This window comes from Castellaniella sp. WN, from assembly GCF_054457555.1.
Genome location: NZ_JBTKZC010000001.1, coordinates 1,404,816 through 1,417,809 on the forward strand (window position 1 = coordinate 1,404,816; position 12,994 = coordinate 1,417,809).

10 protein-coding genes are annotated in these 12,994 nt (G+C 66.9%); 7 read left to right on the top strand and 3 right to left on the bottom strand.

Translation table 11 applies throughout. The annotated features are described in order from the left end of the window. Positions 1–38: 38 nt before the first annotated feature. Together ACTPOE_RS06535 and iolB are read left to right on the top strand one after the other, a co-directional pair. Positions 39–1,979 (top strand): bifunctional 5-dehydro-2-deoxygluconokinase/5-dehydro-2-deoxyphosphogluconate aldolase, encoded by a 1,941-nt coding sequence (locus ACTPOE_RS06535; protein WP_458871394.1) that lies wholly within the window; start codon positions 39–41, stop codon positions 1,977–1,979. Further along, positions 1,975–2,793, top strand: a complete 819-nt coding sequence (gene iolB, locus ACTPOE_RS06540; RefSeq protein ID WP_458872771.1) for a 5-deoxy-glucuronate isomerase — start codon at positions 1,975–1,977, stop codon at positions 2,791–2,793. The genes ACTPOE_RS06535 and iolB overlap by 5 nt, the downstream gene beginning before the upstream one ends. Before the next feature lie 23 nt (positions 2,794–2,816). Here the strand turns inward: iolB and ACTPOE_RS06545 are convergent, their stop codons facing one another. Together ACTPOE_RS06545 and aptA are read right to left on the bottom strand one after the other, a co-directional pair. Then, positions 2,817–3,104 carry an MlrC C-terminal domain-containing protein gene (locus tag ACTPOE_RS06545; RefSeq protein WP_458871395.1) on the bottom strand — a complete coding sequence of 96 codons (288 nt, stop codon included), beginning with the start codon at positions 3,102–3,104 and terminating at the stop codon, positions 2,817–2,819. Then, positions 3,016–4,347: an omega-aminotransferase AptA gene (gene aptA, locus ACTPOE_RS06550; RefSeq protein ID WP_458871396.1), complete on the bottom strand. Its 1,332-nt coding sequence runs from the start codon at positions 4,345–4,347 to the stop codon at positions 3,016–3,018. The genes ACTPOE_RS06545 and aptA overlap by 89 nt, the downstream gene beginning before the upstream one ends. A gap of 152 nt (positions 4,348–4,499) precedes the next feature. Here aptA and ACTPOE_RS06555 point away from each other — a divergent pair, with 152 nt between their 5' ends. Further along, complete coding sequence (locus ACTPOE_RS06555) at positions 4,500–5,966, top strand: aminotransferase-like domain-containing protein (RefSeq protein WP_458871397.1); 1,467 nt, start codon at positions 4,500–4,502, stop codon at positions 5,964–5,966. Here the strand turns inward: ACTPOE_RS06555 and ACTPOE_RS06560 are convergent. Beyond that, on the bottom strand, positions 5,897–6,880 hold the full coding sequence (locus ACTPOE_RS06560) for a LysR family transcriptional regulator (RefSeq protein WP_458871398.1): 984 nt from the start codon (positions 6,878–6,880) through the stop codon (positions 5,897–5,899). The genes ACTPOE_RS06555 and ACTPOE_RS06560 overlap by 70 nt on opposite strands. 108 nt (positions 6,881–6,988) lie before the next feature. Between ACTPOE_RS06560 and ACTPOE_RS06565 the strand changes: the two genes are divergently transcribed. The 4 genes from ACTPOE_RS06565 to modB all read left to right on the top strand — a co-directional run bounded on the left by ACTPOE_RS06565 (position 6,989) and on the right by modB (position 12,978). Further along, positions 6,989–8,500, top strand: a complete 1,512-nt coding sequence (locus ACTPOE_RS06565; RefSeq protein WP_458871399.1) for a CoA-acylating methylmalonate-semialdehyde dehydrogenase — start codon at positions 6,989–6,991, stop codon at positions 8,498–8,500. Between the two features lie 147 nt (positions 8,501–8,647). Next, entirely contained in the window at positions 8,648–11,410 is a 2,763-nt protein-coding gene (locus tag ACTPOE_RS06570) for a M16 family metallopeptidase (RefSeq protein ID WP_458871400.1), read from the top strand. 148 nt (positions 11,411–11,558) lie between these two features. Next, the gene (gene modA / locus ACTPOE_RS06575) at positions 11,559–12,290 is read left to right on the top strand and encodes a molybdate ABC transporter substrate-binding protein (RefSeq protein ID WP_458871401.1); all 732 of its coding nucleotides are present in this window, start codon (positions 11,559–11,561) and stop codon (positions 12,288–12,290) included. Between the two features lie 25 nt (positions 12,291–12,315). Continuing rightward, positions 12,316–12,978, top strand: a complete 663-nt coding sequence (gene modB, locus ACTPOE_RS06580) for a molybdate ABC transporter permease subunit (RefSeq protein ID WP_458871402.1) — start codon at positions 12,316–12,318, stop codon at positions 12,976–12,978. Positions 12,979–12,994: the final 16 nt, after the last annotated feature.

Genomic DNA, 12,994 nt, shown 5'->3' on the forward strand with positions numbered 1-12,994 from the left:
CGGCAGGGCAAAGGTTGACGTATTTTTCGGAAGTTCAGATGACAATTTTCAATATCGCGGAAGGCAGGAAATTCGACCTGACCTGCCTGGGCAGACTTGCCGTCGATCTGTATGCCAGGCAGATCGGCGCGCGCCTCGAGGACGTGACGAGTTTTTCGAAATACCTGGGCGGCAGTTCGGCCAACATCGCTTTTGGCGGCGCGCGGCTGGGCCTGAGGACCGCCATGCTGTCTCGCGTCGGGGACGAGCAAATGGGCCGCTTTCTAGTGGAAACACTGGAAAAAGAGGGATGCGACACGTCCATGATACAGACGGACCCGGATCGCCTGACTGGCCTGGTGCTGCTAGGCATCAAGGACCGCGACACCTTTCCGCTTCTGTTCTACCGGGAAAACTGCGCCGACATGGCCATCGATCCGGACCTGATCCCGGAATCCGCCATCGCGAGCAGCCGAGCCCTGCTGATCACCGGTACTCATTTGTCCCAGCCCCTGGTCCGAGAAGCATCGACACGGGCGCTGGACTATGCGCAACGACATCAGGTCTTCAAAATCCTGGACATCGACTACCGCCCGGTGCTCTGGGGACTGACCAAGCGCGGCGAGGGCGAGAACCGCTACGTGCCTGATGAGGGCGTTTCCCGCAGCCTGCAGCGAATCATTCCCCAGTTCGACCTGCTGATCGGGACGGAGGAAGAATTCCTGATCGCCGGCGGCGTCCCCCATGACCTGATCGGTTCCCTCAAAGCGCTGCGGGCGGTCACCCCGGCGCATTTCGTGGTGAAGCTGGGCGCGCGGGGGTGCTGCCTGATCTCCGGCGAGGTTCCCGCGCGCCTCGAAGACGCCACGCTCTACCGGGGCGAGAAAATCCAGGTCCTGAACGTGCTGGGAGCGGGGGACGCCTTCGCGGCGGGACTGCTGACCGGGATTCTCCAAGGAAAGACCTTTGCCGACGCGGCGCGCATCGCGAATGCATGCGGCGCCATCGTCGTCAGCCGGCACGCGTGCGCGCCCGCCATGCCGACCCGGCACGAACTGGAATACTGGCTCTCCCGCGATGGCCGGGACATCGACCGCCAGCATCTGGATCATCTGCATCGCACCACCGCCAGCCGCAAGGCATGGGATGAACTGAACGTCCTGGCCTTCGATCACCGGCAACAGTTCATGGACTTGGCAAAGGCCCATGGCGCCGGCCTCGCCGAGGTCCGGCGCATCAAGGAAATGCTGGTCACCGCCGTTGAACGCATTGAAGCGAAACATCGGTTGCAAGGGCGAGTCGGCGTCCTGATCGATGGCGGGGAACAAGGCTCGGATACCCTGTATTCAGTGACCGGGCGCGGATGGTGGCTCGGCCGGCCAGTCGAAAAGCAAATGTCCCGGCCCCTGAAGTTCGATCATTCCGCCTCCGTCGCCTCCATGCTGGCGGACTGGCCGCTCGAACACACCGTCAAATGCCTGGTCAGCTATCATCCCCGCGATGCGGCGGACATCCTGCAAGCTCAGGAAGACAAGCTGCTGGAGCTCTGGGAGGCCACTCGCCAGAGTGGCCATGAACTCCTGCTCGAAATCATTCCGCCGGCGGACAAGATCACCGCGCAAGTCCATGACGGCGTCGTGCTGGACAGCCTGGCCCGCATCTATTCCCTGGGGATCAAGCCGGATTGGTGGAAACTGACTCCCATGGCCGAAGCCGCCTGGTCCGAAGTCGCCGCGCTCATCGAAGCCCAGGACCCCTATTGTCGCGGCGTGGTGCTGCTGGGCTTGAACCAGCCTCTGGAAACATTGAGCCTGTCGTTCAGGCAGGCCCGCCACCCCATAGTCAAGGGCTTCATGGTCGGACGCTCGATCTGGCAATCCCCGGGCGCCGACTGGCTGGACCGCCGGATCACCGACCACGATTTCATAGAAGCCGCCAGCGCGAATTTCGCGCAGCTGGTCGAAGCCTGGCAAAACAGGCATGCGCCTGAGGAGAATTGAAATGCAATCCTTGCTATCCAAGGCCCGCAAAACCGGGAAGGACATCGTGGAAACCAGCCCCGAAGACGCGGGATGGACCTATGTCGGATTCAAGGCGCAGCGCCTCGCCGCAGGCGAATCGGCCCAAGCCCGAACGGAAGCGGGGGAACTCTGCATCGTCGTCCTGACCGGTACGGTCAATGTCCGGATAAACGATCAACAGTTCCCGAACCTCGGGCAGCGGAATTCCGTCTTCGAGGACAAGGCACCCGCCGCCCTGTACGCGGCTTCGAATTCGACGGTTGAAATCGTCGCTGTCTCCCCGGCCGAAATCGCCTTGTGCCACTCCACCCTGGGAAGCAGCTCGAAACAGAGCAAGGTGCTGGATTCCGCCGCCATGCGCCGCAGCGTCCGGGGAACCGGTTCGAACCAGCGCTTCGTGCGCGATATTCTGCCGCAGGACGATCCCAGCGCGGAAAGCCTGCTGGTGGTCGAAGTGGTCACGCCCGCGGGCCACTCTTCGAGCTACCCGCCCCACAAGCACGACACCGACGACGCGCCCCGCGAAACACAGCTCGAAGAGGTGTATTACCACCGCATCAACCCTCCCCAGGGATTCGCATTCCAGCGGGTCTACACGGACGACCGATCCCTCGATGAAACCATGTCGGTTGAAGACCACGATCTGGTGTCGGTCCCCCGCGGATACCATCCCTGCGTCGCGCCCCACGGCTACGATCTGTACTATCTGAACGTGATGGCGGGCCCCCGGCGGCACTGGATTTTCAAGAACGACCCGGCCCACGAATGGATGATCGCCGCCAGCCAGGGGTGATCCGCAGGCCCCGGGCGGAGGCATCATCGGAATTCCGCATCCCGATCCGGCGGGAACGCCGGCCGGCAATATATGCGGGACTTCAGCACGACGCAGCGCCCGTCGAGGACATCGAGCCCGACGCAAGTGAACACGCCCGGGCCCCAGGGCTCCCGGGTCAGTTCCGTGACGACGATCTCGGCGCCCTCGATGGCGAGCGGCGCCGCAGCCCCATGGATGAACTCAATCCACCGTTTCCAGCACCTTGGCCAGCGTCCCGAAAATCCGCCCGATCTGATCCTCGTCGATGATGAGCGGGGGCGAGATCGCAATGATGTCGCCGGTATAGCGGACCAGAACGCCCTGATCGAAGCACTTGGCGAACACCTCGGCGGCCCGGGCTCCGGGCGCGCCTTCGCGCAGTGTCAGCTCGACCCCCGCCACCAAGCCGAGATTGCGGATGTCGATCACATGGCGTCGGCCCTTGAGCGCATGGGCGGCTTCTTCGAAGGGCGCCGACAGCGTCTTCGCCCGATCGAACAACTCCTCGTCGCGATAGATGCCTAGAGTGGCGCGGATGGCCGCCATCGCCAGCGGGTGCGCCGAATAGGTATAGCCGTGGAAAAACTCGATGCCCCCCGCGCTGGCGTCCATGATGGTGTCATGCACGGACCGGCGCACGGCGACCGCACCGGCGGGCGCGGCGGCGTTGCTGATCCCCTTGGCCATGGTGATCAGGTCGGGCGTCACGCCGAAGAATTCGCTGCCGGTGGCCGCGCCCAGGCGGCCGAAGCCGGTGATGACCTCGTCGAAGATCAGCAGGATGCCGTGCTTTTCCGTGATGGCCCGCAGCCGTTCCAAATAACCCTTGGGCGGCAGCAGCACACCGGTGGACCCGGCCAGCGGCTCGACGATGACGGCCGCGATCGTCGAGGCGTCATGCAGCGCGATGATGCTTTCGAGGGCGTCGGCGAACCGTTCTCCCCCCCAGGCCGGCTGGCCCCGCGAAAAGGCATTGTGTTCCAGATCATGCGTGTGCGGCAGATGGTCCACCCCCGGCAGCAGCACCCCTGAAAACGCCTTTCGGTTGGGCGAGATGCCGCCCACCGAGATGCCGCCGAAACCGACGCCGTGATAGCCGCGCTCGCGGCCGATCAGGCGGGTCCGCTGGCCCTCGCCGCGCGCCCGGTGATACGCCAGCGCGATCTTGAGCGCCGTATCGACCGATTCGGAACCCGAGTTGGTGAAGAACACCCGGTCCAGGCCGTCGGGCATCATGGCCGCCACCTCGGACGCCGCCTGAAAGGCGTCTTCGTGACCGATCTGGAAGCTGGGCGCGTAGTCCAGATGCGCGGCCTGCCGGCTGATCGCGTCGATGATGGGCTGTCGGCCATGGCCTGCGTTGACGCACCAAAGGCCGGAGGTGCCGTCCAGCACCCGATGGCCGTCCGCCGCGGTGTAGTACATGCCCTGGGCGGCGGCGAGCATGCGGGGATGCGCCTTGAACTGCCGGTTGGCGGTAAAGGGCATCCACAAATTGGACATGTCGGGGGAACGTGTGGCTTCGGTTTGCATGGCAGCCTCTCAATCCAAGGTTTCGGAGACCAAAAAAATGAACAGTTTCATTCTGGTCCGGACCCTGCATGAAGGCCATAGACGGTGACAGATCAGTCGGATAACTGTATTGTGCCGATTGAGACGACTGTATTGAAAACACGAGCGCCCCCATGATCCTGTTCGAGCCGGACCGCCGGCGGAACGTGGCCCCGACCCTGGTGGACCAGGCCGTCACAGCGCTGGAAAACGCCATCCAGGCGCGCACGCTGCGCCCGGGCATGACCCTGCCCTCGGTGCGACAGTTCGCCCGCACCCACGGATTGAGCACGTTCACCGTCATGGCGGCCTACAACCGCCTGGTCGCCCGTGGCCTGCTGCAGTCGCGTCCGGGCGCCAACTTCCGCGTCGGGCGCCAGAAACAGGCCGCGCCCGCGCCGGTGCCCGAATGGGTGACGCCGCGCATCGGCGCCTCCTGGCTTCTGGCCGACGTGTTCGCCGACCATTCGATCTCGATCAAGGCGGGCTGCGGCTGGCTGCCTCCGGACTGGCACGACCAGGCCGGGTTGCCGCACGCCATGCGCCAGATCAGCCGTGTCCCGATCAGCCAGATCTCATCCTACGGCCACCCGCTGGGCTACCATCCCCTGCGCGAGCACATCGCGCACGGCCTGCTGGAACATGGGCTCGACATCGCACCCGACCAGGTGCTGCTGACCCACGGGGCCACGCAGGCGCTGGACATCGTCGTGCGCACCCTGCTGCGCCCCGGGGACCACGTGGCCGTCGAATCGCCCTGCTATGCCAACCTGCTGCAGATCCTGGCCCTGAACCGCATCACGGTCCACGCGGTCCCCAGGACGGCCGAAGGCATCCGCGAGGAAACGCTCGAAGCGCTGGCGCGCCGGCATCCGATCCGCGCCCTGTTCGTCACGACGGTGCTGCAGAATCCGACCGGCGCCAGCTTCACGATGGCCGGGGCATTCCGCCTGCTGCAACTAGCCGAGCGCCATGACTTCCTGGTCGTGGAGGACGACACCTCCCGCGATCTCCTGCCCGGACCCGCCCCCATGCTTGCCGCGCTGGCGGGCCTCAGCCGGGTGATCTACGTATCCGGCTTCTCGAAGAGCGTGATGCCCTCGACCCGCGTAGGCTACCTGGCCTGCGCCAAGCCGCTGGTGGATCAATGCGCCCGCATCAAGATGTCGCTGGGCCTGACCTCGACCGAGGTGATGGAGCGCGCCGTCTACCACGTCCTGCGGGATGGGCGCCATGGCACCTACCTGCGCGGCATCCGCGAACGCCTGCGCCAGGCGCACGACCGGGTCACCGCCGCCATGCGCACGCACGGATTCGAGGTCTGGGAGGAACCTGGCGCCGGGCTGTTCCTGTGGGCCCGGCCACCCGCCCCATGCCCGACGGGAGACGGCATGATCCGGCTGGCCGCGCAGGCGCTGAAAGCCGGCATCTGGCTGGCCCCGGGCAGCTACTTCGATCCGGAAGGCCGGGAGGAAGGCTGGATGCGCTTCAACGTGGCGTACTCCGGCAACCCGCGCCTGTGGCGCTTTTTTCAGGGTGCGCTGGGCGGCCCGGACGCGGGGCCGGAGTCGAAGCCGCCGGCAAACACCTCCAGCAGGTAATCCAGCAGGACCCGCACGTTCCTGGGCGTCCGGTGCGTATACGGGCGCAGGGCGAAGATGGTCCGTCCGAAGGTGCCGATCGGGCGCCACTGGGGCAGGATTTCCACGAGTTCACCGTTGCGAACCGCATGCTGCGCGGAAAAATCCGGCAGCAGCGCGATGCCCAGCCCCGCGCAGGCCATGTCGCGCAGCACTTCGCTGTTGTTGACCACGAAGCGGGGCTGGACGGGGACCGTCGTCTGCCTGTCCGTCCGCCGGGCGTCCGCACGCTCGAACACCCAGTGGGCGGCCCCCTGCTGGCGCGGATAGTGCAAGTGCCAGTGGTCCACGAGTTGCGAGGGATCCCGGGGCGTGCCCCGCGCCGCCAGGTAGGCGGGGCTGGCGACCAGCAGGGTACGCGTGCGGCACAAGACCCGGGCCACATCGGTGTCCGGCGGCGCCTCGACGTGGCGCAAGGCCATGTCGAAGCCCTCCGAGGTCAGGGACACCAGGCTGTCCCGCATATCCAGTTCCACCCGGATCTTCGGGTAGCGCCGCAGAAATTCCGGCAGGCGGGCGACCAGTTGCTGGCGCGCGAAGGCCACGGGCGCCGTAATGCGCAGCAGCCCGGCAGGCACATCGGACAGGTCCCGCACTTCCGCAAAGCTGTGCGCGATGCGCGCGTAGGCGTCGCGCGTGTCCTCGACCAGGCGCTGCCCGGCGTCCGTCAGGCGCACCGAGCGCGTCGTGCGCAGGATCAGGGGCACCCCGGCCGCCCGCTCCAGTTCGGCCATCCGCTGGCTCATGGCCGCCTTGCTGACGGCAAGCCGCCGCGCAGCCGAGGTGAAACTGCCCTGCTGCGCCAGCACGATCAGCCAGTGGATATGCGGCCAGAGCCTGTCAATGTTCTTTGCATCCATCGCATCATTGTTCATTAAAACAAACAATGATTCCAGTCTTCGAGTCTATGCAGCCGCCGGCACCGTTCCTACACTGGGTCCACCTTGCCTATGCGCAATGATCGAAATCATCGGGAGACCTCCATGCAAGCCTACGCAGACACTGCTGATGTCGGCCATTTCATTCACGGACGACGCACCCTGGGCCAGGGCGACCGCACCCAGGCCATCTACAACCCGGCCACCGGGCAGGCCGCGCGCCAATTGCACCTGGCCGGCCCTGAAGACGTCGAAGCCGTCGTCGCCGCCGCCGCTGCCGCCTTTCCCGCCTGGGCGAACACCCCGGCACCGCGCCGCGCCCGGGTCATGTTCAAATTCCTGGCGTTGATGAACGCCCACCTGGACGAACTGGCGGCCATCATCACGGCCGAACACGGCAAGGTCTTCAGCGATGCGCAGGGCGAACTGGCCCGGGGCATCGACATCATCGAATTCGCCTGCGGCATTCCGCAGTTGCTGAAGGGCGACTACACCGAGCAGGTCGCGACCGGCCTGGACAACTGGACCATGCGCCAGCCCCTGGGCGTCGTCGCCGGGATCACGCCCTTCAACTTCCCGGCCATGGTGCCGTGCTGGATGTTCCCGCTGGCGATCGCCTCGGGGAACTGTTTCATCCTCAAGCCCAGCGAGCGCGACCCCTCCGTGTCCCTGCGCATCGCCGAGCTGCTGCGCGAGGCCGGTCTGCCCGATGGCGTGTTCAACGTCCTGCAGGGAGACAGGCAGGCGGTGGACGCCCTGCTGACCCACCCCGAAGTCCAGGCCATCAGCTTCGTCGGCTCCACGCCTATCGCCCGTTCGATCTACGAACGCGGCGCGCAGCATGGCAAGCGGGTACAGGCCCTGGGAGGCGCCAAGAACCACATGGTCGTCATGCCCGATGCGGACCTGAACCAGGCCGTCGACGCCCTGATCGGCTCGGCCTACGGCGCCGCCGGCGAGCGTTGCATGGCTGTTTCGGTGGCGGTGCTGGTCGGCGACGCGGCGGATCGCATCGTGCCGATCCTCGCGGAACGCGCCCGCACGCTCAAGGTCTCCCACGGCATGGATCCCCAGGCCGAAATGGGCCCGGTCATCACCCAGGAGGCCCTGGAGCGCATCCGCGGCTACCTGGACATCGGCCTCGCCGAAGGCGCCCAACTGGTGCACGACGGCCGCGATCTGTGCGTCCCCGGCCACGAGGACGGCTTCTTCATCGGCGGCAGCCTGTTCGACCACGTCACGCCCGACATGCGCATCTACCAGGAAGAAATCTTCGGCCCGGTCCTGGCCTGCGTCCGCGCGCCGGACATCGATGCCGCCATCCGCATCATCAACGAGCACAGCTTCGGCAACGGCGTCGCCTGCTTCACGCGGGACGGCCACGCCGCGCGCGAATTCGCGCGGCGCATCCAGGTCGGCATGGTGGGCATCAACGTGCCCATCCCCGTGCCCATGGCCTGGCACGGCTTCGGCGGCTGGAAGAACAGCCTGTTCGGCGACATGCACGTCTACGGCGAAGAAGGCGTGCGCTTCTACACGCGCCAGAAGTCCGTCATGCAGCGCTGGCCGGACAGCGAGGCCAAGGGCGCGGAATTCGCGTTCCCGACGCACAGCTAGGCGCTTGCCCTCCAGGCGGGCGGAGCCGGCCCGCCACCTTCAGAGAATCGCCCGCCGGGCGATTCTTTTTTCGCCGCGCGCCGATGCCGACCGCATTTGCTGTAACGTGATGGGCATCCAATGCCCATAGCCCATGCGACTGAGACGATGATCCGGCTGAAAACCCTCCTGTCCCTGCTGGCGCTGCCCCTGTCGCTGGCCACATTCCTGCCCGGCCCCGCACAGGCTGCCCCTACTCCACCCGCCCTGCCCGCCGGCGTCCATCAGGTCGTCCTGATCGAGGGCGTGACCGAATATCGCCTGGACAACGGCCTGCAGGTGCTGCTGGCCCCGGACGATTCCCGCGCCCAGACCACGGTGAACATGAGCTACCGTGTCGGCTCGCGCAACGAGGGGCCGGGCGAGACCGGCATGGCGCACCTGCTGGAACACCTGTTGTTCCGCGGCAGCCCCAAGCACCCGGACGCCCTGGCGGAATTCGCGCGCCGCGGGCTGGCGGCCAACGGCTCGACCACCGTCGACTTGACGAACTACTATGCGACCTTCGCCAGCGACCCCGACACGCTGCGCTGGTACCTGTCCTGGCAGGCCGACGCCATGCTGAACGCGCGCATCGCCCGCGCGGACCTGGACGCGGAAATGCCTGTGGTGCGCAACGAGATGGAGCGCGGCGAGAACAGCCCGTTCAGCATGCTGATGCAGCAGGTCGCCTCGGCCGCCTATGTCTGGCATCCCTACGGCCGCAGTGTCATCGGCGCGCGTTCCGACGTGGAACACGTCGGCATCGGACCGCTGCGCGCGTTCTACCATCGCTACTACCAGCCGGACAATGCCACGCTGATCGTCACTGGCCGTTTCAACGCAACGCAGACGCTGCAATGGATCGCGCAGGTGTTCGGCCCCATCGCCCGGCCTGACCGCACGCTGCCGCCCGAATATACGGTCGAGCCCGTCCAGCAGGGCGCGCGCGGCGTCACCCTGCGGCGCATCGGCGGCAGCCCCATCGTCCTGGCGCAGTACCACCTGCCGGAAGCCGCCAGCGACACCTATACGGCCCTGGCGATCGGCGGCGCCATGCTGGCCGACACCCCGGCCGGTCCGCTCTACCAGGCCCTGGTCGCCAAGGGCCTGGCCAGCAGCGTATTCGGCTTCGCGCGGCCCATGAAACAGCCCGGCTACGCGGTGTTCGGCGCTCAGGTCCAGCCCGGCGCGGATCCGCAAACGGCGTTGTCCGCCCTGGAGCACATCCTGGAAGACGGGGGGATCGGCCAGCTGGACCAGGCCGCCCTGGACCGCATCCGCACCGCCTGGCTGAACGACTGGAAGCAGACCTTCAACCAGTCCGGCGCGCTGGCACAGGCCCTGTCCGACGCCGTCGCCAGGGGAGACTGGCGCCTGTTCTTCATCGAACGTCTGCGGGTCCGGGCGCTGACGCTGGACACGGTCCGCACGCAGCTGGGCGCCTGGCTGCTGCCCAGCAACCGCACCAGCGGACTGTATCTGCCGACGCCGGATCCGAAGGACGCGCCCACGCCTGCTCCGGCCGACCTCGAGCCCTGGATCGGGAAACTCGAGACCGGCACCGGGCGTCCCGCCGTGGCCGCCTTCGACACCCGCCCCGAGGCCATCGACGCCGCCACCCGGCGCAGCATCCTGACCCTGCCCAACGGGCCGGTCGCCCTGGCCCTGCTGCCCAAGGCAACCGCGGGGGAACAGGTCCACGCCGTGCTGCGCATGGGTTTCGGCAACGCCGATGAATTGCGCGGCCAGGGCCTGGCGCCCCTGGCCACCGGCGCCATGCTGCTGCGCGGCGCCGACGGCATGAGCCGCCAGCAAATCGAGGATCGCCTGAACGCGCTGGATTCCGATCTGTCGTTCGGCACCGACGGCAACGTCCTGAGCGTGTCCATGCGCAGTTCCCGCGAACACCTGCCCGACGTGCTCGACCTGGCCTTCCACCTGCTGCGGTCGCCCACGTTCCCGGAGGACGAACTGGAACGGCTGAAGCGCAGCCTGCGCACCGACGTGGAGGACGACGCCTCAAGCCCGGGCTTCCTGGTGCGCAACACGCTGCAGCGCCACGACCAGCCCTGGAGCCCAGACGATATCCGCTACACCCCCACGAACGGCGAGATCCTGGCCCAGGCCGAAGACCTGAGCCGCGACCGGCTGCAACGCTTCCACGAGCGATTCTACGGCGCGGGCCACCTGTCCCTGGCGGTGGTCGGCGACTTCGATCCCGCCGACGTGGAACGGCATCTGCGCACCGGTCTGGACGGCTGGCAGGCGGCGCCGGCCTACGCACGCCTGGCGGATCCCTGGTACGCGATGAAGCCCGAGACTTTCCGCATTCCCGCGCCCGGCAAGGCCAATGCCGAATACCGGGCCGCCCTGCCCCTGAAACTGCGGGACACCGACCCCCGCTGGCCCGCGCTGATGCTGGCCAACTACCTGATCGGCGGCTCCGAGGATTCCCGGCTGTGGCAGGGCATCCGGGTGCGCGGCGGCCTGTCTTACGGCGTGGGCAGCGCCGTGAGCGCCTCGCCCTTCGAGGATTCCGGCGCCTGGACGCTGTTCGCCAGCATGGCCGCGCAGAACGCCGAGGCGCTGCGGAACTCGATGCGTGCCGTCCTGGACGAGACCCTGAAGACCGGCTTCACCCAGGCCGAGGTCGACCAGGGAGTCCAGTCGCTGCTGAACTACCTGGAACTGGGGCGTTCCGACGACGCCTACCTGGCCGGCCGCTGGATCGACTACCTGGATACCGACCGCAGCTTCGCCTGGCAGCAGCGCATCATCGACCAATTGCGCGGCCTGAAGGCCGGGCAGGTCAACGCCACGATGCGCGACCTGCTCGACCCCGACCAGCTCAGCATCGCCGTGGCCGCCGATCCCGATCCGAAGCCCTGAGGACCGAACGGCCCGGGATGCCAGCGCCGCCTATCCCCGGCGGCTCTCCAGGCGGCCCTTCATTCGATATATAGTCTGGTATATTTCGAATACCCGTGGCGCCCGCCGAACACCACGTTCCTCCATACACCCACAGATTGATACCGCCATGAAAGCCAGACTGCTGGGCCTCTGCCTCTGCCTCATCCTGTCCGCCGCCCAGGCCACCGCCGCCTTCGCCGACACGCTGCTGATCGCGGCGGCAGGCGGCTACCGCAAACCCCTGATGGAACTGATCCGGCAGTTGCCCACGTCTTCCGGCCTCAAGGTGGAAGCCAGTTTCGGCCACATCCGCGGCATCGTTACCCAGGCCCGGCAGAATGCCGACGTGGCACTGCTGATCGGCGACCGTGCGCTGCTCGAGCCCGAAGGCCTGGCCGCCCGCTACGAGCGCCTGGGCGCCGGCCGCTTGGCGATCATCTACCGCCAAGGCCTGACGCTGGATTCGATCCGGGACCTGGCCGGCGATCCAGTGCAGCGCTATGCCATACCGCACCACCAGCGCACCATCTATGGCCGGGCCGCGGCGCAATGCCTGCAACGCACCGGTCTGGACGTCGCCACGCAAGCCAAGCGCACCGAAAGCGACGGAGTACCCCAGGTCGGCGCCTACGTCGCCCTGGGCGACATGGACGCGGGCTTCGTGAACCTCACGGAAGCCCTGGGCAGAGGCGATTCGATCGGCGGCCATTTCCTCGTGCCGGACACCTGCTACGACCCGATCGAGATCACCATGGCCGTGACGAAGGCGCACGAGCACGACACCGCCGTGCGGATATGGACCGATTACGTCGCCACGCCCGCCGCGCGCGCTATCCTGCGTCGCCACGGCCTGGATTGAAACTCATTCACCTCCATGCGTCGCCATGAACGGTCTGTGCGCAGGGCCCTCGATCAGCCTGACCGCCCAGGTCATCCTGTGGGCCACAGCCCTGCAACTCGTCCTGGGCACCCTGCTGGGCTGGCTGCTGGCGCGCAAGCACTTCCCGGGCAAAGGCCCGCTGGATGTCCTGATCATGCTGCCCCTGGTGTTTCCGCCCATGGTGCTGGGCTACGGCCTGCTCATGGCGCTCGGGCAGCAGGGTTGGCTGCTGGCCTGGCTGCCTCCCGGCCTGCGCCCGGAGATCATCTTCCGGACACCCGGGCTGGTGATCGCCGCCTTCATCGCCGGACTGCCACTGATGGTCAAGCCGGTGCAAAATGCATTCCAGGCCATCAATCGCGACATGCGGGAAGCCGGCGCCACCCTGGGCGGACGGCCATGGGCCGTGTTCACCCAGATCGAATGGCCGCTGGCGCGCCACGGCGTAACCACCGGGCTCATTCTCTCGTGCGGCCGGGCGCTGGGGGAAGTCGGCATCTCGCTCATGCTCGGCGGCAATATCGCCGGGCGCACCGAAACGCTCTCCCTGGCCATCTACAACCACGTCATGGACGGGCAGTTCGACTGCGCAAACCAGCTCTCCCTGCTCCTGTGCAGCCTCTCGGCCCTCATCTTCTTTCTGCTCAAACGCTATAGCTCTCTCTGACCCCCATCCGTCCATC